The organism is Cytobacillus sp. EB106-05-05-XG126 (genome assembly GCF_058791715.1).
Window position 1 is genome coordinate 103,794 of the sequence record NZ_JBYTDU010000007.1, and the last position, 22,423, is coordinate 126,216.

General features: G+C 41.1%; 26 protein-coding genes. 3 read left to right on the plus strand and 23 right to left on the minus strand.

Annotated elements, in window-relative coordinates:
• Window positions 1-51: 51 nt before the first annotated feature.
• The 9 genes from rluB to AC3WTL_RS18720 form a co-directional block, all read right to left on the minus strand.
• The gene (gene rluB, locus AC3WTL_RS18680; RefSeq protein WP_222497842.1) at window positions 52-777 is read right to left on the minus strand and encodes a 23S rRNA pseudouridine(2605) synthase RluB; all 726 of its coding nucleotides are present in this window, start codon (window positions 775-777) and stop codon (window positions 52-54) included.
• A 210-nt stretch (window positions 778-987) separates the two neighbouring features.
• Entirely contained in the window at window positions 988-1,524 is a 537-nt protein-coding gene (locus tag AC3WTL_RS18685) for a spore maturation protein (RefSeq protein ID WP_048008123.1), read from the minus strand.
• A 7-nt stretch (window positions 1,525-1,531) separates the two neighbouring features.
• The gene (locus AC3WTL_RS18690) at window positions 1,532-2,119 is read right to left on the minus strand and encodes a nucleoside recognition domain-containing protein (protein WP_222497840.1); all 588 of its coding nucleotides are present in this window, start codon (window positions 2,117-2,119) and stop codon (window positions 1,532-1,534) included.
• A complete protein-coding gene (locus AC3WTL_RS18695) occupies window positions 2,112-3,263 on the minus strand; it encodes a D-alanyl-D-alanine carboxypeptidase family protein (protein WP_222497838.1) in 1,152 nt (383 codons plus the stop codon). Before AC3WTL_RS18695 ends, AC3WTL_RS18690 begins: the two co-directional genes overlap by 8 nt.
• 222 nt (window positions 3,264-3,485) lie before the next feature.
• Window positions 3,486-4,376 (minus strand): superoxide dismutase, encoded by an 891-nt coding sequence (locus tag AC3WTL_RS18700; RefSeq protein WP_248348523.1) that lies wholly within the window; start codon window positions 4,374-4,376, stop codon window positions 3,486-3,488.
• Window positions 4,377-4,519: 143 nt separating this feature from the next.
• A complete protein-coding gene (locus tag AC3WTL_RS18705; protein ID WP_197247599.1) occupies window positions 4,520-5,008 on the minus strand; it encodes a YpuI family protein in 489 nt (162 codons plus the stop codon).
• A gap of 28 nt (window positions 5,009-5,036) precedes the next feature.
• Window positions 5,037-5,459: a hypothetical protein gene (locus tag AC3WTL_RS18710; RefSeq protein ID WP_197213634.1), complete on the minus strand. Its 423-nt coding sequence runs from the start codon at window positions 5,457-5,459 to the stop codon at window positions 5,037-5,039.
• A gap of 108 nt (window positions 5,460-5,567) precedes the next feature.
• On the minus strand, window positions 5,568-6,155 hold the full coding sequence (gene scpB / locus AC3WTL_RS18715; protein ID WP_095244736.1) for an SMC-Scp complex subunit ScpB: 588 nt from the start codon (window positions 6,153-6,155) through the stop codon (window positions 5,568-5,570).
• A gap of 1 nt (window position 6,156) precedes the next feature.
• Window positions 6,157-6,918: a segregation/condensation protein A gene (locus AC3WTL_RS18720; RefSeq protein WP_048008117.1), complete on the minus strand. Its 762-nt coding sequence runs from the start codon at window positions 6,916-6,918 to the stop codon at window positions 6,157-6,159.
• 207 nt (window positions 6,919-7,125) lie between these two features.
• On the opposite strand from AC3WTL_RS18720, the gene AC3WTL_RS18725 reads away from it, so the two are divergent.
• Entirely contained in the window at window positions 7,126-7,224 is a 99-nt protein-coding gene (locus tag AC3WTL_RS18725) for a YjcZ family sporulation protein (RefSeq protein WP_076258148.1), read from the plus strand.
• A gap of 191 nt (window positions 7,225-7,415) precedes the next feature.
• Window positions 7,416-7,937: a DUF309 domain-containing protein gene (locus AC3WTL_RS18730; RefSeq protein WP_492369869.1), complete on the plus strand. Its 522-nt coding sequence runs from the start codon at window positions 7,416-7,418 to the stop codon at window positions 7,935-7,937.
• Between the two features lie 98 nt (window positions 7,938-8,035).
• On the opposite strand, the gene AC3WTL_RS18735 is transcribed toward AC3WTL_RS18730, so the two are convergent.
• Window positions 8,036-8,383 carry a GNAT family N-acetyltransferase gene (locus AC3WTL_RS18735; protein ID WP_035330083.1) on the minus strand — a complete coding sequence of 116 codons (348 nt, stop codon included), beginning with the start codon at window positions 8,381-8,383 and terminating at the stop codon, window positions 8,036-8,038.
• Between the two features lie 482 nt (window positions 8,384-8,865).
• On the opposite strand from AC3WTL_RS18735, the gene AC3WTL_RS18740 reads away from it, so the two are divergent.
• A complete protein-coding gene (locus AC3WTL_RS18740; protein ID WP_197213628.1) occupies window positions 8,866-9,735 on the plus strand; it encodes a DUF1002 domain-containing protein in 870 nt (289 codons plus the stop codon).
• A gap of 26 nt (window positions 9,736-9,761) precedes the next feature.
• On the opposite strand, the gene lysA is transcribed toward AC3WTL_RS18740, so the two are convergent.
• From lysA to xerD, 13 genes are all read right to left on the minus strand, one after another.
• Window positions 9,762-11,081, minus strand: coding sequence for a diaminopimelate decarboxylase (lysA, locus tag AC3WTL_RS18745; protein WP_197213626.1), 1,320 nt, complete (start codon window positions 11,079-11,081; stop codon window positions 9,762-9,764).
• 174 nt (window positions 11,082-11,255) lie between these two features.
• On the minus strand, window positions 11,256-12,740 hold the full coding sequence (locus tag AC3WTL_RS18750; protein ID WP_197213624.1) for a spore germination protein: 1,485 nt from the start codon (window positions 12,738-12,740) through the stop codon (window positions 11,256-11,258).
• On the minus strand, window positions 12,712-13,302 hold the full coding sequence (gene spoVAEA, locus AC3WTL_RS18755; RefSeq protein ID WP_492369870.1) for a stage V sporulation protein SpoVABEA: 591 nt from the start codon (window positions 13,300-13,302) through the stop codon (window positions 12,712-12,714). Before spoVAEA ends, AC3WTL_RS18750 begins: the two co-directional genes overlap by 29 nt.
• Before the next feature lie 51 nt (window positions 13,303-13,353).
• Window positions 13,354-13,776 carry a stage V sporulation protein AB gene (locus AC3WTL_RS18760; RefSeq protein ID WP_197213970.1) on the minus strand — a complete coding sequence of 141 codons (423 nt, stop codon included), beginning with the start codon at window positions 13,774-13,776 and terminating at the stop codon, window positions 13,354-13,356.
• Window positions 13,766-14,386 carry a stage V sporulation protein AA gene (locus AC3WTL_RS18765; RefSeq protein WP_197247595.1) on the minus strand — a complete coding sequence of 207 codons (621 nt, stop codon included), beginning with the start codon at window positions 14,384-14,386 and terminating at the stop codon, window positions 13,766-13,768. The genes AC3WTL_RS18760 and AC3WTL_RS18765 overlap by 11 nt, the downstream gene beginning before the upstream one ends.
• 155 nt (window positions 14,387-14,541) lie before the next feature.
• The gene (gene sigF, locus AC3WTL_RS18770) at window positions 14,542-15,300 is read right to left on the minus strand and encodes an RNA polymerase sporulation sigma factor SigF (protein WP_076258142.1); all 759 of its coding nucleotides are present in this window, start codon (window positions 15,298-15,300) and stop codon (window positions 14,542-14,544) included.
• 12 nt (window positions 15,301-15,312) lie between these two features.
• Window positions 15,313-15,753 carry an anti-sigma F factor gene (gene spoIIAB / locus AC3WTL_RS18775; RefSeq protein WP_035330074.1) on the minus strand — a complete coding sequence of 147 codons (441 nt, stop codon included), beginning with the start codon at window positions 15,751-15,753 and terminating at the stop codon, window positions 15,313-15,315.
• A gap of 3 nt (window positions 15,754-15,756) precedes the next feature.
• On the minus strand, window positions 15,757-16,107 hold the full coding sequence (gene spoIIAA, locus AC3WTL_RS18780) for an anti-sigma F factor antagonist (protein ID WP_197213613.1): 351 nt from the start codon (window positions 16,105-16,107) through the stop codon (window positions 15,757-15,759).
• Window positions 16,108-16,323: 216 nt separating this feature from the next.
• A complete protein-coding gene (locus AC3WTL_RS18785) occupies window positions 16,324-17,487 on the minus strand; it encodes a D-alanyl-D-alanine carboxypeptidase family protein (protein ID WP_248348511.1) in 1,164 nt (387 codons plus the stop codon).
• 145 nt (window positions 17,488-17,632) lie between these two features.
• Complete coding sequence (locus tag AC3WTL_RS18790) at window positions 17,633-18,937, minus strand: pyrimidine-nucleoside phosphorylase (protein ID WP_248348508.1); 1,305 nt, start codon at window positions 18,935-18,937, stop codon at window positions 17,633-17,635.
• 297 nt (window positions 18,938-19,234) lie between these two features.
• Window positions 19,235-20,056 (minus strand): purine-nucleoside phosphorylase, encoded by an 822-nt coding sequence (locus tag AC3WTL_RS18795; protein WP_197213607.1) that lies wholly within the window; start codon window positions 20,054-20,056, stop codon window positions 19,235-19,237.
• 32 nt (window positions 20,057-20,088) lie between these two features.
• The gene (deoB, locus tag AC3WTL_RS18800) at window positions 20,089-21,273 is read right to left on the minus strand and encodes a phosphopentomutase (protein ID WP_197247591.1); all 1,185 of its coding nucleotides are present in this window, start codon (window positions 21,271-21,273) and stop codon (window positions 20,089-20,091) included.
• Window positions 21,274-21,528: 255 nt separating this feature from the next.
• Window positions 21,529-22,422: a site-specific tyrosine recombinase XerD gene (gene xerD / locus AC3WTL_RS18805; protein WP_252219350.1), complete on the minus strand. Its 894-nt coding sequence runs from the start codon at window positions 22,420-22,422 to the stop codon at window positions 21,529-21,531.
• Between the last annotated feature and the right edge of the window lies 1 nt (window position 22,423).

Genomic DNA, 22,423 nt, shown 5'->3' on the forward strand with positions numbered 1-22,423 from the left:
TTTACAAATTAGCGTAACTGTGACACTTCTATGAATTTTTCTAAAAGCTGACTATTTCTTCTTCATCGCGAGTGTCCGAAGCTGCTTAACTTCATGGGCAGTAAGTTCTCTTGCATCCCCCGCTGATAATCCCTGCAGAGTTAGGAACCCATATCTCTCCCTCTTCAGTTTCAGAACAGGATGTCCAATGGCTTCGAACATCCTCCTAACCTGGCGGTTGCGTCCTTCATGAATGCTGATTTCCACAATAGCTGTCTGTTTTTTCTTATCCATTGATAACAGCTTGGTTTTGGCAGGTGCTGTTTTTCCATCTTCAAGCACGATGCCTCTTTGAAGGCTCTTCATTTTTTCTTTTGAAGGAATGCCTTTCAACTTGGCAACATAGACTTTTTCAATCTCATTGCTTGGGTGCATTAAAAGATTTGCAAACTCCCCGTCATTGGTAAGAATGAGGATTCCGGATGTATCGTAATCCAGTCTTCCAACAGGGTATATTCTTTGTTTGATTCCCTCAAAGAAATCCGTGACGACTTTTCTGCCCTTGTCATCTGAGACGGCTGAAATGACTCCTCTTGGTTTATAGAGAAGAAAATAAACAGGCTCCTCTCTCTCCAGCGGTATCCCATCCACTTCTATGCGGTCAGAAGGAGAGACCTTAACACCCAGTTCCTTTACTGCTTTTCCGTTAACCCTTACACGTCCTTCAGCCATTAGCTCTTCAGCTTTCCTTCGCGAAGCAACCCCTGCATGGGCAATAACTTTCTGCAATCTTTCCATTTATGTCACCTCAAAGTTTTATTAACAATACTTCATACTTTTTCACTCCTAATGAATTATGACATAATTCGTCAAGTTTTCAAAGCAAACCATTGCCAAAACAGCTTAGGTAAGTAATAAACTGTAATTACTGAAAGTTGAGATTTGAAAGTAAAATAAAAAAGATACCCACACTCAGGTATCTTTTGTTCCGGATCATTTCTTTAATGGTTACATACTGCCAAAAACAAGTGTTACGATCACAATGGATGCTATGATGCCTGCCAAATCGGCCAGCAGCCCGACTTTAAGTGCATCTCCCATTTTTTTGATTCCCACTGCTCCAAAGTAGACCGTCAGGACATAAAAAGTTGTATCTGTGCTGCCCTGCAGTACTGAGGCAAGCCTGCCTATGAAGGAGTCCGGACCATGGACAGCAATTAAGTCACTGGTCATTCCCAGTGCTGCAGTTCCTGAGATCGGGCGAATGATAGCCAAGGGTACGATATCAGGAGGCACTCCAATTGCCTCCAGTCCAGGCCTGATCAGATTCATAAAATACTCCAGGGCACCGGAAGCCCTGAAAACCGATATGGCTACAAGCATCCCGACAAGAAAAGGAATAATGGATACAGCAATTTTTATTCCTTCTTTTCCGCCTTCAGTAAAGCTTTCATAGGTAGGAACTTTCTTAAATGTTCCATATATTAATATAAAGCCTATTAAAATAGGAATTAACCAAAGGGAAACAGCTGAAACAATCTCCATCCTAACCTCATCCTTTTCGCGTTCTTCGGTAATAGAAATAACGGTCAATCATTATTGCGGCCAATGTAGAGCAGAATGTAGCCACTAAGGTAGGACCTACGATATCGGTGGGCGAGGCAGAATTATAATTCATCCGTATGGCAATCACGGTTGTAGGAATTAAGGTCAGACTTGAAGTGTTGATGGCCAAAAAGGTTATCATAGAACGGCTTGCTTCATTCTTACCCCCATTCAATCTTTTCAGCTCTTCCATTGCTTTTATGCCAAGAGGGGTAGCTGCGTTTCCGAGACCGAACATATTGGCCATCATGTTCGATAGCATATATCCCATTGCCGGGTGGTCACCGGGCACTTCCGGAAAAAGTTTTTTCACAATTGGCCTGAATAAGGAAGCAAGCTTATTCAGCAGGCCTGCGTCCTCGGCAATTTTCATCATTCCCAGCCAAAAAACAAGAATGCTGATTAGACCGATGCACAACGTGACCGCTTCTCTTGCACCATTGAAAATGGCTTCGTTCACTTCATTTATGGTGCCGTTTATCATAGCAAAAACTAAGCCTATAGCTGTAAGCATCACCCAAATGATATTAACCATTTGTCTTCACTCCTGCAATTGAGGTGAAAAGACCCTTAAAGTAGTCTAATAGCGACTTATCCTCTTTTACCTCATCATGCTTATAATAGATTGGGAGCTTTTTAATTTGCTGGTCTTCAAAATACACAGTTGCCTGACCGACCACGTCAGGTGTTGTCCTGCCGTCATCCCATTCTGATTCAGGCTTCAGCAGCTTTATATCAATTTTAAAGTTGTTTTTCTCTTCTTTGGTAACAGGATAATTGTATGAATGCTTTATATAAACCCTGCCTTTATAAAATTCATCATCAATATCCGATATAATTCCCTCAGGCATGACTTCCACAGAATCAAAGGTTCTAAAAGCTGTTTCATACATATTTATATGGTCATTCCAATCATCTGGCCCATTTAAGGTGACTGCAATCAAATTAAGACTGCCTTTCGATGCTGTTGTTACAAGAGTTCTCTTCGCCCTTTTTGTATATCCTGTTTTCCCCCCTGTGCAATACTCATATAATTCGGTCAGGAGCCTATTTTTATTTTTCCACACCCTGTCCCAGCTTTCATTCGGGTTTGGTGCACGGTGAACCTTTGTTCCTGCAATCTTTTGGTAGCTCTCATTATTCATTGCATACCTGGTCAGCAGAGCCATATCATAAGCAGTCGAATAATGGTCTTCATGATCATCCAGACCATGGGGGTTTGCAAAATGGGTATTCTTCATGCCGATTTCTTCAGCTTTCTTATTCATTAAAAAGCCAAATCCTTCAAGGCTTCCGCCAACATGTTCTGCGATTGCGACTGCAGAGTCATTGCCTGAACGAAGCATTAGCCCGTAAACCAGATCTTCAAGCTTTATTTTTTCTCCTGCCTTTAGATATATCGATGACCCTTCCGCTCTGACAGCACGATCACTTACTTTAACCATATCGTCCATTTTTCCGGATTCTATGGCCAGAATTGCCGTCATGATTTTTGTAATGCTTGCTATTCTCCTCATTTCATTTGCTTCTTTCTGGTAAAGGATACGGCCAGAATCCTGTTCCATTAATATTGCGCTCCGGGCACTTACTGAAACTGAAGCCTCTGTCTTCTGAGGGAAATTCATCATCATCAACGCGGTGACCAAAGATATGGCCATCAGCCTGCTAAACATTTTCATTGCACAAAACCCCGTCTCCTTTGTGGATGTCAGATTGAGCGAAATACATGATCTCCCCAAAAGGAGGAGTCGCATGTTTTCATTTATTTGTACAAGTTTATGCAGGACAAGTAGTGATATGACTATTATGTTTGACTTGTATTGTGGATTTGGAAACGGCTTGTACATCAAAAAACAGGGGAATACGCTTAGTACTCCCCTCTTGCTTATTTCTGCTCCTATTTAGAAAGGCTTCCATTTTAATTCAGATGCTTTTAAATACCTGTTTTCTACATCCTTCCAGTTGACAACATTCCACCAATTTTTAATATAGTCACCACGGTTATTTTTATATTGCAGATAATAAGCATGTTCCCATACATCCAAAGCAAGCAGAGGGATTGTATCCCACTGGGTTAAAAGCATATGCCTTTCCGATTGAAGTATTTCGAGCCTGCGCGCTCTTGGAGACCACACCAGGATTGCCCAGCCCACTCCTTCTACCTGCTTGGCTGCTTCAGTGAAGTGGCTTTTGAATTTCTCAAAGCTCTCAAAGTATTTGTTCATTTCCTTCAGGAGTGCACCGGAAGGTTTCCCACCGCCTTCAGGACTCATATTATTCCAGAAGACCGTATGCAAATAATGACCGGAACCATGAAAGGCCAGCTCGCGGGACCAGTGTTTTACGAGGCTGTAATCATTATTATTCCTTGCTTTTTGGAGCATTACCTCTGCTTTGTTCAAGCCATCTACATATGATTGATGATGCTTATCATGATGCAGCCTCATAATTTCCCCTGAGATATGCGGTTCAAGTGCGCTGTAATCGTAAGGAAGCGGGGGTAAAATATGCTTTCCCGCAGAAATGTACGTTTCATTCATATAGATATTTCCAAGCTGCTGTCTATTGGAAAAGTAATTCTCCATATCAGAATGAAGAGAGTCCACTTGTTTCTGCAGCTTTTCCAAAGCTTCTATATCCAGTGGGCCGTTTATTCCATCTATAATATCGGTAAAATGATCCAGCCTCTGCCACAATTCATCGTTTTGTTCAACATCCTCCGAGTCTAAAAAATCTCTTAGCTCTTTGTTCCATTTTGTAACGTCCTTAATGTAATCTTCCATTTTACTCATATAATCCCCTCACTCGCTTCCATAAATAGCTCACTTTCTATTTGTATGAGTGAAAGTTTGTACGTTTTCCAATGAAAATGGAAAGCTCCCTATAACGTGCCAGAAAAAAAAGAACAGCTGCCCGCTGTTCTCCACTTCCAATGCTATTTTGATTGAATCATTTTTGTCCGATAATCAGTTTCGTAATATTCAAGTTCCTCACGAACCCTTTGGAACTCTCCTTCCAGCTGCCTGAACATTGATTTGAGGCTGTCCGGAACTTCATCATGAAACTGGATTGAGTTTTTTCCTGTATATGCTGAACGGCTATTCTCAAACCATGCATCATTTTTCGGAGAAAAAAACTCTTCAATGCACTGATGGTAAATCCGGTATAACGTCTTTTCGGCTGCCCCTTTTTGGAAAGGGTCACTTTTTAATATGATTGTGCTGGCATCAAGTCCTTCTTCACAATATACAAGCAGTTTTCTAACATGTGAGAGGATACTTTTATAATAATTCACATTCCCTTGTTGTTCTGCTTCAAGATCTTTTATTGTTGTATTATTTAAGAAATCTTCAAATGCGGCAACGCTATTACCGAGGAAATTTTTCACATCTTCCATCTGTGATTTAACTATTGAATTCCCCATCCATTACACCCCCATTATTATAAACTGGCTATTGTTGCGGTTGAACAATGAAATCTAAAGGTGATCGCAGGTCATAGGATTTTTTACTCTCCAGCGCTTCAAAAATGGAGGGAAGCTTGGAAAAGTCCAGATCCTGAAAATAGGATGCAAAATCAGCCTTTGAATTAAGATAAATTCGTTTGCGATGTCTAAAACCCGGATTCTTCAATAAACATGAAAGAGCAACAATATCCTTGAACTGAACTTCTCTAGAACCAGCCTTAAAGACTGGATCCTGTTCATATGGTGTGAACTCATTCATGGATTCATCAAAGAAACGGACGTATAAAACATGAAAAGTCTTCTCCTGTCCATCTTCTTCGAACACAATCTCACTTCTGTTAAAAAAATCTTCCGAGGTGTTTGGCTTTTCTTTTTCAAGCTCATATCCCCTGCAATGTTTAATCAGCAAGCAAAACCCTCCTATTTCCCGATGGTTTACAAGATTAATATGTATTAAAAGGAAAGGGAAAAATTTAAATCTATTTTACCACACTTCCTATGTAATGTGTCAGAAAACTCAAGAATCGAGCTCCTGGAACTTTTCAAAGAATAAATCAGCCTCTTCCTGTAATGAATCCTCTTCTTCACTGATCTTATCCGGGAGTGGCGGAAGCTCTTCTATGCTTTTAAGGCCAAAATAATCAAGGAACTCTTTAGTCGTTCCATACAAATAGGCACGCCCTGTTCCATCTGCCCGTCCAACTTCTTTAATCAAGGCTTTAGCAGACAATGTATGAAGAGGTCTCTCTGTCTTGACTCCTCTAATTTCCTCAATTTCTGTCCTTGTAATGGGCTGTCTGTAAGCAATAATTGCGAGCGTCTCGAGTGCCGCCTGAGAAAGGGAAGCGGCAGAAGGAGACTCTACCAGCTTCTTCAGGTATGGGGAAAACTCTTTTTTCGTAACCAGCTGAAAAGTCCCCGCCAATTCAACAGCCATTATTCCGCGGCTGCCAGTATTGTAGTCTTCCATAAGACTGTCCATTATTTCACGGGCCTGATTCTCTTCCACCTCCAGCACATGGGCAATTTGCTTAAGAGACAAGCCTTCATCACCAGCTGCAAACAGGAGGCTTTCGGCTATCCCCTTCCAATTAACGATCTCCACACTATTTTCCTCCTTCCATGGAAGCTACAAAAATATCAGAGAAATTTTTGTCCTGCTCGACCTGAATTTCTTTTCGCTTGATTAACTCCAGTACCGCCAGGAAAGTTACTACTATATGCTCTCTGTCCGATACCGGAAAAAGATCGGTGAATTTTTTCCTGCCTTTTACACTTCTTAACTGTTCCACAATTTCAGACATCCGCTTCTCAATGGGAATCTCCTGGCGGGCAACTTTTGCAGAAAGCGGCCTTTGCAGTTTCTTCCTTCTTAATAACTTTTGCAAAGCGCCAAGCATATCATAAAGACTTACATTCAAATCAGCTTTTTCCTGCTGTGTTTCATTCACATATTCCGAAAGGTCTGCAGGCGGCTTTGTATACATTAAACTTCTATCCTGTTCCCGCTCCTTAAGCTCCTCTGCAGCTTCCTTATATTTACGGTATTCAATCAGCCGTTCTACAAGTTCATCTCTGGGGTCTTCTTCCATTTCCATTCCAAATTCATCCTCGAGCTCTTCCTCATCATGCTTTGGCAGCAGCATTTTGCTTTTAATTGCCAGAAGCGTTGCGGCCATTACAAGATATTCGCTTGCTACGTCAAGCTGAAGCTCCTTCATTGTATGTATATAAATGAGGTACTGCTCGGTAATTTCTGATACAGGAATGTCATAGATATCAATTTCCAGCCTGTTAATAAGATGAAGAAGAAGATCCAGAGGCCCCTCGAAAGCATCTATTTTGACGTTATAATGATCATATTGCATAAAATACCCACCAAATTTTCCTAATATAAATTCCCTTAAATGCCAAAAGGCTATAACTAGTATAGATTATTCATGGATGTTATCCAATAGAAAAATAACCCTGTCAGCAATGCCCCTGCTTCATTCGTGATTTTTTTGAACCGCCCAATCAATAAGGCAATTGCCTACATACGATGTAGGGAAATAAAGATACAGGAGGTATTTTATATGTCTAATACTGGATTTGGAGATTGCGGAACCGGGTTTGCTTTAATTGTCGTTCTGTTCATCCTATTAATTATTGTCGGAGCTTCCTGGTTCTTCTAAACCTCCTTGTTTATTAAGCAGATTCTGCACATTTGCCGATAGACAAGGCTGTCCTGTTAGAAACCAAAATCACCAATATATATGTTCAGATTTATCAGCTGTTAAAGCCCGGTTAAGCGCCGGGTTTTTATTTTTCTGTTAATCGATTGTGCTGTGGTAAAATGAAGTAAGAATTGTCAAGGAGTGAAAGTATGTATCCTGATAAATATATTGAGTTCCTGGTCCATTTTCATGGTGACCGAGATTATTTTGAATGTCACGAGTTACTGGAGGAATATTGGAAGAGTACGGACCCAAACAATAAAAAGTCTGCATGGGTCGGATTAATTCTTATGGCAGTTTCTTTTTATCATCATCGCAGAAAGAATTTAAATGGTGCTGAACGAACCCTCCGCAAAGGAATCGTCATTTTGGAGAGCAGAGCTGAAGAGATACAGGCACTGGGTCTGGAAACAGGTCAATTGATAAAGGATCTTAAGAACAGGCTTCTACTGATTCAAAAAGGCGGACATTACTCCAGCGTTAACTTGCCAATTATAGATCCCTTACTTAAGGAAGAATGTATGAAGTTCTGCGCATCCAAAGGATTTTCCTGGTGCTTTGACAGCAATTTACCAGATAAAGATATTGTGCACCGCCATAAAAGAAGAGATAGAACCATGGTTATTAAAGAAAGACTTTATGCCCTGAACCGGAAAAAAAGGCAGGAATAATTTATTCGCTGCCTTTTCCATGTAGCAAAGCATATTGCTGAACCCCGATAGCGGTTAAGCTGACCGGGTGCGGGTTTGTGCAGGCACTTCCGCTTTTGTTAATTAACATCACATTTGCTTAGAAAAGATTCGGTTTCATCGGTTGCAGTTAAAGTTTTCCCAGGATATAGTTCATCCAATGCTTTTATCATTGTTTTGCCAATGCCTTGATGCCGGTGTGACGGGTTAACAGAGATATGCTGAATCTCCATTGTCTGATCACTTGAAGTAACGCCGACCAGTCCAATGATATCTTCGCCTTCCTTCCACAAAAACAGCTGCCGATTTTCTTCTGATTCATATTGCTTCATCGTCTGCTGCAGCCTTTTCAAGTCTTTTTCATTAGGCATGAAAGATAAAAGACCCATTGCAATTTTTTCAAATGACTTTTTATATCGAATTAGCATATTAATCCCTCATTATTTGAATAAAAACATCATAAACTATTTTTCCCATATTTTAATGTTTGTAAACTTTTCATAACAGTATATGTATTCATGCTGAATGTTGCTATTTTCGAATAAAACCGGCTAATTCATTACCTTGACGCCTTCGGCAAAGCCTATACTATAAAGAACCAGTAAACAAGTCCCCATCCGATGCTTAACACAAGCAATATTATAAAAAGAAGCCAATTGCTTTTTTTCATATTTCCTTACTGCCCCCATTTATATATAAATCCTATGACTTACAAACTATCATTCATTTTACACTATTCTTTCTCATAATTCCATTCTGCTTGCTGAAATAGGCATTTTGAGCTAAGGTTTCTGTTAGAGGAGAGTTGAAACTTTTTCGCAGAAGGAATCGTCTATTTACAGGAAGCCATTAAGCGAGCCGCAGAACGGGCACAAATGGCTTCCCTATTTTTACTCCGGGAGGTAACCGCATGAAATGGAATAAAATGCTATTACTATTCATAATGTCGCTATTATTTATTTTGCCGATACAGGCATTTGCAGATATGGCGGAAGGTGATGTAATTGTCACTTTAGGTGAGAATCTATCAGAAGAACAAAAAAATATGCTTCTGGCTGAAATGAAAGCTCCAAAAGATGCGACCATCATTACTGTTTCAAATGAGGAAGAACATCAGTATCTTGGAAATTATATCTCTAAGGCTCTTATAGGAACAAGAGCGATATCTTCTTCAGCAGTCACAGTAGCAAAACAAGGCTCCGGCCTTGAAGTCGAGACTAAGAATATTAACTGGGTCACTGATGAAATGTACATTAATGCTTTGATTACCGCAGGTGTAAAAGATGCAAAAATTTATATTACAGCACCTGCAAATGTTTCTGGAACAGCTGCTTTAACAGGCATTATTAAGGCATATGAAATTTCAGCTGAAAAAACGATCCCTGAAGATGTAAAACAGGCGGCAAATGAAGAAATGGTGGAAACAGCAAAGCTTGGCGATTCGGTTGGAAACGAGAATGCAGCTGCTTTAATTACCAAAATCAAAGAGGAAATTGCCAAAAATTCACCTGAAACCGATGCAGAACTCAGAACAATTATCGAAAATGCAGCAAAGGACCTTGGCATCACTCTTACCGAACAGGAGATTCTAAGCTTAATAGATTTATTTAACAAGCTGAAAGAGCTTGATATCGATTGGAATCAGGTCGGTGAACAGCTTAACCAGGCAAAAGACAAAATTTCCAAGTACCTTGAAAGTGAAGAAGGCCAGGGATTTTTAGAAAGCCTAAAACGTTTTTTCACTAGTGCAATAGATGCGATTAAAGCCTTCTTTTCTTAAAAAAATTAAGCTGCCTTAGGGGCAGCTTAATTTTTTATTTTTTCATTAATGGGCAGATCCAATCTTAATAGATCCTCGTATGTTTCCCTTTTAACAACAAGCTTAGCCTCTCCATTTTCAATAAAAACTACAGGAGGCCTTGGGATTCGATTATAATTGTTTGCCATGGAATAACCGTATGCGCCTGTACAGAAAACAGCCAGGAGGTCCTGATCACCTGCTTTTGGAAGAGGCAAATCCCAAATAAGCATATCGCCTGATTCACAGCATTTTCCGGCAATTGATACTGTCTCTTCCGGCTTATCCAATACCCGGTTTGCCAATACCGCTTCATACTTAGCCTGATAAAGGGCCGGCCTGATATTATCACTCATGCCGCCATCCACAGCGAGATAATTTCTTACATTTGGAACCTCTTTGCGTGACCCAGTCTGGTATAAAGTTGTTCCGGCATCTCCCACTAGGGAACGCCCCGGCTCAATCCAAATTTCCGGCATCTTCATGGAAAAATGCTTAGCCTGTTTTTTTACTTCCAGGATAATTTCTTCAACATATTTAGATGCATGAATCGGATCATCTTCTTCTGTATAGCGGATTCCAAAACCTCCGCCTAAGTTAAGCACTTTAGGTTCATATGCATGTTTTTCTTTCCATTCTGCCATCTTCTCAAAAATTTTCTTGGCAGCCAAAATGAAGCCTGTTGTATCGAAAATCTGAGAGCCGATATGACAGTGCAGTCCAAGCGTTTCAATCCAGCTTGAATTTAGAGCTATTAGCAGAGCCTTTTCAGCCTGACCATTCTGCAGGTCAAACCCAAACTTTGAATCTTCCTGACCGGTTAAGATATAGTCATGGGTATGTGCCTCGATTCCTGGCGTGACCCTCAGTAAAATTTTAGTTTTAACCGCAAGAGATTCACAGATTTCCTCTAATAATTCCAGCTCATAAAAATTATCGACAACAATACAGCCGACATGATTCTTTAGAGCCATCTCAAGTTCTTCTCTGCTCTTATTGTTCCCGTGAAAATGGATTCTTTCAGATGGAAAATCTGCAGCAAGAGCAGTGTATAACTCTCCGCCTGATACCACATCCAATGATAGTCCTTCTTCATCTACAAGCTGAACCATTGCTACTGTTGAGAAAGCTTTGCTCGCATATGCAACTTGTGCTTCTATTCCAAGCTTTTCGAAAGTTTCCTTAAATCCCCTTGCTCTATCTCTTATTAATGCCACATCATATACGTATAAAGGTGTTCCAAATTGACCGGCGAGTTCGACTGTATCCATACCGCCAATTTCAAGATGCCCTTTGTCATTTGCCTTCATGGTGCCGTGAAAAAACATGGTTCCCCCTCTTCCTTTTCCTCGGGTGTCATTGCCCCCCGAGACTGATCAATTTATGAAAGAAATAGACAGCATCCCAAGAGACTGTCTATTCTGTTTCCTTTAATCCTTTATTTAATTAAAAAAACTTTACCATATTTCGTGTATCTTAGCAATCGGCATTACGCGTATTTCTTATTTTACAGGCTGCTTGTAACGATTTTTAGTCTGGACAATGCTTGGCCGTATTTTAGAGCCCGGCATCGAACGGCGAATCAGGATTTGGGTTAAAGCCACCGGGCTGAATGGAATAAACGGCCAAAGATATGGTGTGTTTAATGATTTGATGCTTGCAAGCAGAAGAATGGTCAGTGTAAGCCCTACTACCAAGCCTGGTGTATGGAAAATCGCGACAGCAATAAGCAGGCCAAGTCTTACAATCTTATTGGCAATACTCAATTCATAGCTCGGCGTTGCAAATGTTCCGATTGCTGCAAGCGCTACATACAAGATGACCTCGGGCACAAACAAACCAACATCAATAGCAATTTGCCCGATAAGTACTGCTGCGATCAAACCCATTGCGGTTGAAAGCGGAGTTGGCGTATGAATAGCGGCAATCCTTAGAAATTCAATCCCGACATCGGCAAGGAACAGCTGGACAATGACAGGAATATTCGTTTCTTCATTAGGACCGACAAACGCAATTCTTTCAGGCAGGAGTGAAGGCTCCAAAACGAACAAAAACCAAAGCGGAAGCAGCACAATCGATGCCATTAAGCCTAAGAAACGAATCCAGCGGAGAAATGTGCCGACAGCTGGCGATTGCCTGTATTCTTCCGCATGCTGTAAATGATGAAAATAAGTAGTAGGTGTTATAATGACACTTGGTGAAGTATCAACGAATACAATAACATGCCCCTCAAGCAAATGGGCTGCTGCCACATCGGCCCTTTCCGTATACCGGACCAGCGGGAAAGGATTGTATCCCTGTTTCAATATAAATTCTTCAACTGTTTTATCAGCCATGGTAATTCCATCTATTTCAATTGCCTTTATTTCTTTTCTAATTAAATCAACTAAATCTTTATTGGCAACATCTTTAATATACCCGATGGCAACATCTGTTTTTGACCTTTCTCCTACGCGCATTATTTCAAACCGGAGTCTTTCATCCCTAATTCTTCTGCGGGTTAAGGCAGTGTTTACTATAATATTTTCTACATAGCCATCTCTTGATCCGCGGACAACTTTTTCAGTATCCGGCTCCTGAGGAGTTCTGCCGGGATAGCTTCTGACATCGATGACAAGCCCTTCTCCCTCTCCCTCGCCCACAACTACAATTAGGCCTGAAAGCACCTGATCGACCAGCTCATCCATTGTTTTAATGTGCTCAATTGATTGATGCCTCAGTCTGTTTTCAATGATTTTAAATAGATTAGCGGAAAGTTTTTCACTGTCATTGATCCCAACCAGTCCCTCAATGATGGCAATAATGAAACTTGTATCCGTTAATCCATTAATATAATAGAAATGCACATCTTTCCTTAATATCGTTAGCTTTCTGACACCTAGATCGAAGCTATCTCCCAGACCGACTCTTTTTTTCATATATTTTTCAATTTCATGTACAGATTCAAAAATGGGTGTCTTATCTTCCTTCGTCTTGCTTTGTGCCATAATAGCCGCTCCTTTCCAATACAAGTTCTACTGCCTTTTTAGTAATTGGTGATCCTAATTCATAATGATCTTTTTTGGACATCTTCCCGATATCGCCAATCCCCACGATTATCGGGACATCCAGCTGATCAAGACAATAAACGGTATCACCATTGATTCTGCCTGTTTCCATCTCGGGAACTCCAAACTTATCAACTCCGTAGGGGGTTAATTCGCCATTATTATCAATACATACATCTACTTTTGTCCATTCAGCCTGTCTTGTTTTTGAGGCAACAGCTATGATTCCCAGAACATCGATATCCCTATGGCACGCAACATATTTCAGCGCATTCTCCCCAGCTCCCTCCCCGATAAACCCGCTGTCATCAAACATGACCAGCACAGGATCGTGGGAGACTTTTTTTATCAGCTTGACGATTTGCTGACCGGTTAAGATTGAAGGATTTCCATGCGACAAGGATAAACATCTTCCCCCAATTTCCTGAGCAACAAACTCAACTGTCTTCCTTGCAAAATCGTCTCCATCTGTTATAAGAATGACGTGCCTCCGTTCATCCATAGCGGTTTTTCCTTTCCGAATCCTCATTTTTAAATATGCTCAGCCGATTGCTTATTTATTTACAAAATAAATCCATTGAAACAGTGATCCGAACACCTTTCCAAATACAAATGCCATTAATAAAATCGCAATTTTCCCATCCACTCCGATTCTTTTCGCAAGGATTGGAAAAACATTCAGCACTTCAGTTAAAGCAGCTGCCAGCATGCCAATAAATATGCCCGAAGCAAGCCCAATGGGTATTAGTAACAGGGCTGTCAGGTGGAAAACCGGATTCCATAAAGTTGCCAGTGCACCAGCCAAAGCCCCCATTATAACTGCAGCTTCATAATAATGGATCATCTTCATCGTTTTGCTCAACTGGGTAAGCCTTGGGATAATGCCCAAAACAGCCAGGAAAGCAACAAAACCAGAACCAACAGCGAGCCCGCCTGAAAATCCTATGATCATTACCAGGACAACATTAATGGTCATCAAGATACTTCATACTCTCCTTGTTTTCTTTCAACGCAACATAGTTATCAAGATCAAGCTGATAATTGAACATTTCTACTTCCAGTGGGCTTGGCTCCTCGTTCAGCCGCTTCTTAAAAACATGGTTAAAGAAAATGATCATGCCAAGCCCCAGGCCAATCGAATAGGGGATTTGAAAAATGAGAGGCCTGCTGTCCACTTCCCCGGTTATGAGAGTGTAAATTCTAAGCTGTACAGCCTGCATGCTCACGTCTTCATGAAAATTCATAATGGCGAGGGCAGCACCTATGAACAGAAGCAGCCAAACCAGCAGAAATAGAGGAAATGATACTTTACGCTTCTTTGTAACAACCTCAACTATCGCTTGAGCAGGCCCGATCGACTGGACTTCAATGTTTGAAAATATCCGGGTTATGCTCCTAATTACCTTCATAACATCAATTACCACAATATTCCGGTCCTGCTCGCTTACTTGATAAAGCGGAAGTGCACAAAGCTTTTCGTAAATGTCATCATCGGCAATGACCTGTGCAATATCTTTCAGCAGTATTCTCTGATTGGGCCGTATTTGCAGCCGATGCCGCAAGCGAATATAAACTGTTTTTTCCAATATGCTCACTTCCCACAAAGTGATATCCTCTTCGAAATTGATCGCCTATTTGGAGCTTTTCGCTTTTGTGTCTATATTTAGTATGAGTTACATATATTAGCTTCATGAACTCCAATAATTGGCTGTTAGACAAAAAAATGAAAGACCGGATGGATTTAAATATCCATCCGGTCTTTCATTTGCTGTAGTATCTTTTTTTCCAGACGCGACACCTGCACCTGGGAAATGCCAAGCCTTGCCGCCACTTCGGATTGAGTCTGATCTTTATAGTAGCGCAAGTAAACAATCAGTCTTTCCCGCTCATCCAATTCACGGATCGCTTCTTTTAATGCTATTTTATCAAACCATTTTCCTTCATTTCCATCATCAATCTGATCGAGCAGTGTAATGGGATCTCCGTCGTTTTCATATACTGTTTCATGTATAGAAGAAGGGATCCTGCTTGCTTCCTGGGCAAGGATAATATCTTCAGGAGAAATTTCCAGGAACTCGGAAAGCTCTGTAACGGTTGGGATGCGTCCAAGCGTTTTTGATAACTCGTCTTTGGCTTTCCTGATTTTATTGCCCATTTCCTTTAAAGAACGGCTTACTTTTACCGTTCCATCATCCCGTATAAACCTTTGGATCTCTCCGATAATCATTGGAACCGCGTAGGTCGAAAACTTTACATCATAACTGAGATCAAACTTATCAACCGATTTCAATAAGCCGATACAGCCAATCTGGAAGAGGTCATCAGGTTCATATCCTCTATTCAAGAATCTCTGAACGACAGACCAGACAAGACGCATATTTTTTTGAACAATTCTGTCCCTTGCACCCTGATCTCCGCTTTGGCTTTGCTTTATTAGCTCCTTGACTTCATTGTCCTTTAAATAGGTTTGGCCCTTCTCTGCTTTAACCTCCACATCCATAGCAAGACTCCCTTAATTGCATAGCATTTTACTATTTGATAAATGCTTCCTTAATCGGATCTCTGTGCCTATTCCCGGCTGCGATTTGATTTCAATTTCGTCCATGAAATTTTCCATGATGGTAAAGCCCATACCTGATCTTTCCAATTCAGGTTTTGTTGTAAATAATGGCTGCCGTGCTTCTTCCACATCCATAATCCCAAGGCCTTTATCCTTAATGGTCAGATCAATAAATCCATCTTCAATCAGGACAGAAATATAGACAACCCCATTAGGATCATTTTCATAGCCATGAATAATGGAGTTGGTTACAGCTTCAGAAACGACCGTTTTAATTTCTGTAAGTTCGTCCATTGTCGGATCAAGCTGGGCAATAAAGGCAGCAACAGTGACACGGGCGAATGATTCATTTTGGCTAAGCGCACTGAATTCGAGGTTCATCACATTTTTCATCGTTCAGGCAACCCCCAATCTTTGCAGTGCGTTTTCTTCTGTCGGTTCTAAACGGATTATCTTAAATAAACCCGACATATCAAATAGTCTCTGCACTGCTGGAGAAATCGCACAAACAACCATTTCACCATGCTTCTGTTTAATTTGTTTGTAGCGGCCCAAAATCACTCCAAGCCCTGAACTATCCATAAAAGAAAGCTGCTCAAGGTTTAATATAATATGATGGATGTCATAATCTTCAATCGCCTTTGTCGCCTGTTCACGCAGTTCATCTGCCGAATGATGGTCCAGTTCCCCGCTTAAACGAATACATAAGACATCATGCTTTACTTCCAAATTAATGTTAAGACTCACTATCTTAGCCTCCTTATCTGGTATCCGCACTGAAAAAGCCGCTAATGCTCATGCTTTTCCTCCGGATAGGATAATCCGGAATCTTATAAACTTCCGGTATCCGCCCTTATAGTGAGTCAATTTCGATGCCTGTAGCTTCATTTCCTTCCTGGAGACAAAACTAGTGTATTTTCGCTAAAAATAATAATCATAGGGATGTTTTTCGACAAAAATAAATTATTCAGTTTTTGAAAATAACCCCATGGAACGTTTAAACAATGTCCACCATGATGCTTCACTGCTGTCTTCTTTAGCAACTAAAGGACTTTCAACTAAGACTTTTCCATCCTTTTTCAAAGTTAATGTTCCGATCTGATCACCCTTTTGGACAGGAGCTTTAATTTTTTTATTTAAAGTAATCTTCTGTTCAATTTCTTTAATGCTTTCACCTTTTTTAGTTAAAAGGGAAATCGGTTCACTGGTCAGGGCTTCAACCATCTTTTTTTCGCCTTTGCTGACTTCTACTTTTCCAAGAACGTGATTTCTTTCGTACATTGGGTGTGTCTTATATTGGCTAAATGCAAAGTCGAGCATTTTAGTCACTTGGGCATTGCGTTCTTTTGAAGTCGGTGCGCCAAAAACAACGGCTATAACCCGCATTCCGTCTTTCTCGGCTGTTGCCGTCAGACAGTATTTTGCCTCAGAGGTAAAGCCGGTTTTGAGGCCATCAACACCAGGATAAAAACGCACAAGGCGATTTGTATTGACCAGCCAGAATTTTTTATCTGTGTCTTCACGAAGATAGGCTTCATATGTGCCCGTATAATCAGTTATTTTCTCATATTTAAGAAGCTCTTTGGCCATTATGGCCATATCATGTGCAGTACTGTAATGTTCCTTAGCTGACAGGCCTGTAGGGTTTTGGAATTGGGTATTTTTCAGCCCTAATTCCTTTGCCTTTTTATTCATCATTTCAACAAAAGCTTCTTCTGAACCGGCAATTCTCTCAGCCATTGCAACGGATGCATCATTGCCGGAACCAATGGCAATCCCCTGCAGCATTTGCTTGGTGGTCATTTCTTCACCTGGCTCCAGGAAGATTTGCGAACCGCCCATTGATGCCGCATATTCGCTTGTCCGGATTTTCTCATCCCATGACAGTTTTCCTTCATCTATCGCTTCCATAATTAAGAGCATGGTCATGACTTTTGTCATGCTGGCAGGCGGAAGCTGTTCACCGCTGTTTTTTTCATACAATACCGAACCGGTATCACGCTCGATAAGAATTGCGGACTTCACATTATCCGCTAAATCTGCGCTGCTTTCTCTTGCAAACCCGGAAGGAGCAAAGATTGTTGCCATTAATAATGCTATTAACATTAATGAGACGAGTCGTTTCATCACACAATACCTCCATTCTTTATAGCCTCCATTTTTTCCAGTTAAAGAAAATTTATACAGTTCAGTAAGACTAAAACAGAAATTAAACAGTCAGCTCCACGCAAAAAAGCCGCCGGATAACACCCGGCGGCTTCTTGATTCAGTTTTATTCAGTTATTTCTTCATGAATTAATACTGGTGCCTCCACTTTTTCAGTGGACAGTGTAATGTTTTCATAAAGCATAGCTCTTACTTCTTCTACATTTTCGAAATTGCTGCAGATGGTGACGAGAGATTCGCCCTTCTGTACACGGTCGCCGATTTTCTTTCTTAAAATCAGGCCGACCGCCAGATCAATTTCTGATTCCTTGGTTGCTCTTCCTGCTCCCAATAGCATGGCTGCAGTTCCAATTTCATCCGCAACAATCTCAGAAACATAGCCATCCTGCTTAGCTTCTAATTCAAATGTATATTTTGCCTGAGGCAGTTTCTGCGGATCATCGACAACTGACGCATCTCCGCCTTGTGAGCTTAGGAATACTTTAAATGTTTCTAAAGCTGAACCGTCCTTCATAGCATTCTCTAATTTTTCGCGCGCTTCCTTCAATGAATCCGCTTTTTTCGCAAGGAAAACCATATGACTGCCAAGGGTCAGGCAAAGCTCAGTCAGATCTTCAGGTCCTTCGCCTCTTAATGTATCGATAGCTTCCTTTACTTCAAGGGCATTGCCAATGGCATAACCAAGCGGCTGGCTCATATCTGAGATGACAGCCATTGTGTTTCTGCCAACATTATTTCCAATGCGGACCATCGCTTTTGCTAATTCACGTGAATCGTCAAGTGTCTTCATAAATGCGCCGGCGCCTGTCTTAACATCAAGGACAATGGCGTCAGCACCTGCAGCGATTTTTTTGCTCATAATCGAGCTTGCAATCAGAGGAATACTGTCCACTGTAGCTGTTACATCGCGCAGTGCATATAACTTTTTGTCTGCAGGCGTTAAGTTTCCGCTCTGGCCAATGACTGCAATTTTATTTTGATTAACAAGCTTAATAAATTCTTCATTCTCTATTTCAACATGGAATCCTTCAACAGCCTCAAGCTTGTCGATTGTTCCGCCTGTATGTCCAAGGCCGCGCCCTGACATCTTCGCAACCGGAACACCTACTGCAGCTACAAGCGGGCCCAGTACGAGTGTTGTTGTATCACCTACACCGCCAGTTGAATGTTTATCTACTTTAATTCCTTCTATTTTGGATAAGTCGATTTGATCACCGGATTCTACCATTGCCATAGTTAAGTTGGCTCTTTCGTTCTCTGTCATCCCCTGGAAGAAGATTGCCATTGTTAATGCACTTACCTGATAATCCGGGATTGAACCGTCTGTGTATCCTTTAATGACGAATTGAATTTCTTCTGCCGTTAACTCCAGTCCGTCTCTTTTCTTTTCAATAAGATCCACCATTCTCATCAGCAAACACCACTTTCATTTATTCATTTCTTATGGCTTTAGTCTAATCGATTGTTGTTTTGCTTAAAAAGTCAGCCCGTTGATTTCAACAGCTTTCCGCGGGGAGGAACGGGAGCCTCCTCGGCTTCGCCTGTGGGTCTCCCGACCCCTCTCCTCCCGCAGGGCATTGAATAAGCTCCCTCGAATGAACACCGCACGAAGAAAATGAGATAGTATTTTCGAGGATCAAGTACCCTCCGCTCCAATAAACTCAGTTATTAAACCAAGTTAGCAGCATAACCGCCAAAATTACTAAGCTTAGGCACCAAGTTCCTTAACAATTGCTTTCACATAACGAAGGAAGTCAGCTTTGACTTTTTCTGTAGTTTCGATTACTTCTTCATGGTTAAGGGGCTGGTCAAGGATGCCTGCAGCCATGTTTGAGATACAGGAGATTCCAAGGACCTTCATGCCTGAATGCTGTGCCACAATGACTTCCGGAACAGTTGACATCCCGACTGCATCTCCGCCCATTGTTCTCAGCATGCGAACTTCTGCAGGGGTTTCATATGTTGGGCCTGTATTGCCGACATATACTCCTTCCTGAATCTTCAGGTTCAGCTTTTCGGATAGTCCTCTGGCAAGTTTCCTCAATTCTTTGGAATATGCTTCTGACATATCCGGAAAACGCGGACCCATGCGGGAATCATTAGGACCGATTAAAGGGTTGCTGCCCATATTGTTGATATGGTCTGAAATAAGCATTAAATCCCCTGGAGAATAGCTTTCATTCACTCCGCCTGCCGCATTCGTAACAATGAGCTTCTCAACACCCATCTCATTCATAACTCTTACAGGGAAGGTTACCTTATCGAAGGAGTATCCTTCGTAATAATGGAACCGGCCTTGCATAGCAACCACTTCAATGCCGTTCAAGCGTCCAAATACAAGCTGTCCTGCATGACCTTCTACTGTTGATACAGGAAAATCAGGAATTTCATTGTATGGGATTTTAACCGGTTCTTCGATTTCGTCTGCCAATACACCAAGTCCTGAGCCTAAAATCAGCCCAATTTTTGGCTGGCCTGTATATTTATTTTTAAGAAATTCAGCTGCGTTTTGAATTTTGCTGTAATCCATTTTCAATCTCCTCATCTTCTTTTTTAATGTAATTATTTCAGTTGGTTCAAAAAGCTTTTTCCATAGACAGGCATTTTCACGTTAAAGTTATCCGCTATAGTCGCTCCTATATCTGCAAAGGTTTCACTAACCGGAAGCTCTTTTCCTTCTTCCATATCTTTTGAATAAACAAGAAGCGGGACGTATTCCCTTGTATGATCTGTGCCATGATGGACAGGATCATTGCCGTGGTCTGCCGTAATGATTAATAAGTCGCCATCCTGCATTTTTTCAAATACTTCAGGCAGGCGTTCATCAAACTCTTCAAGAGCTTTTCCATACCCTTCAGGATCACGTCTATGGCCAAATAATGCATCAAAGTCCACCAGATTTACAAAGCTCAGGCCTGTAAATTCTTTATCAAACGTTTCGATCAGCTTATCCATTCCATCCATATTTGATGTTGTGCGAATGGCCTCAGTTACTCCCTCTCCATCATAAATGTCGGAGATTTTCCCAATTGCCACTACATCAAGTCCGCCATCTGCCATTTCATTCATTACTGTGCGGTCAAATGGCTTTAGCGCATAATCATGCCTGTTTGATGTTCTTTGGAAATTTCCCGGCTCTCCAATGAATGGTCGCGCAATCACACGGCCTACCATATATTTTTCATCAAGTGTCAGCTCTCGTGCGATTTTACAGATTTTATACTGTTCTTCAATTGAAATAATATCTTCATGTGCCGCAATCTGCAGAACTGAATCGGCTGATGTATAAACAATCAAAGCTCCTGTTCTCATATGCTCTTCTCCTAGTTCAACCAGGATTTCTGTTCCGCTTGCAGGCTTATTTCCAATAATCTTCCTGCCGGTGCGTGCTTCAAGTTCTGAAATCAATTCCTCCGGAAATCCATCAGGAAAAACTCTAAATGGAGTTTGAATATTTAACCCCATAATTTCCCAATGGCCAGTCATTGTGTCTTTTCCGTTTGATGCTTCCTGCATCTTCGTGTAAAACGCCATAGGGTTATCCGCTTTTTCGATTCCTTTGATTTCGCGGATATTACTGAGACCAAGTATGCCCATGTTCGGCATCTTCAGGCCATTCATTTTTTCTGCGATGTGGCCGATCGTATCGGCACCTTTATCACCAAACTTATCGGCATCAGGCGCTTCTCCGATTCCCACTGAATCCATGACAATTAAAAAAACGCGCTTATATGTATATGCAGACATTTGAAAACCTCCTAATTATTTGAATACGGTTACAAAAATCATATTCGTATAGTACCCTTTTTAGGTTTATTTAACACTGATTGTCTTGCTGGAGCCAGGGTGTATACCGCCACTCCCGCATTTTAAAACATATTAAGGATAGCCCTTTCATTTGTCAGAAGTCTGACATCTATATTTTACCTAATAAACAGGTAAAATGACAAGAAAAAGCTGCCTATTTTTATGGCAGCTTTATGACATTTGATTTTTTCTATTTTAAGCACGCGGATGGTATTGACTGTACACATCTTTAAGCCGTGTTTTGGTTACATGCGTATAGATTTGCGTAGTGGAAATATCGGCATGTCCAAGCATTTCCTGGACAGCCCGCAAATCTGCCCCATTTTCCAGCAGATGAGTGGCAAATGAATGCCTCAGCGTATGTGGAGTCAGCTCCTTCTCGATCCCTGCCTCCTGGGCCAGCCGCTTCAGTATTTTCCAGAATCCCTGTCTCGAAAGACGTCTTCCGTGATGATTTAAAAATAAAGCTTCATCCCTATACTTTTTAGAAACGAACTTGCCTCTTCCTTCAGTTAAATACCTTTCAAGCGCTTCAGAAGCTGTTTTGCCAATAGGCACAATCCGTTCCTTGTTCCCTTTGCCAATACATCTTACAAAGCCCATCGTTAAATGAACATCACCTGAGTTCAGGCCTATCAGTTCACTTACACGAATGCCTGTAGCATATAAAAGTTCAAGCATGGCTTTATCCCGCAGACCAAAGTGATCCTTAATCTCCGGAAAATCCAATAAAGTTTCCACTTCCTGCATGTTTAATACTTTTGGAAGCGAACGTTCCATTTGCGGTGTTTCTATATGGACAGAAGGATCATGGCCAACTGCTTTTTCGCGGAGCAGAAATTGGTGAAAGGCCCTTATGGAGGCTATATGCCGGGCCAGAGTTTTTGAGGATTTTCCCTGTTTTTTTAAAAAGCCGAGAAATTGGACAATTTGCATGCGCTGCACATTCTCAAGGCTTGCAAGCTTCTCTTCCGACTTGAGATACTTCAGATAACTTTTCAAATCTCTTTCATAAGAGATAATTGTATTCTTGGCGAGGCCTTTTTCTACAAGTAAATAATGAATAAAGTCTTTTATCTGATCATCCATA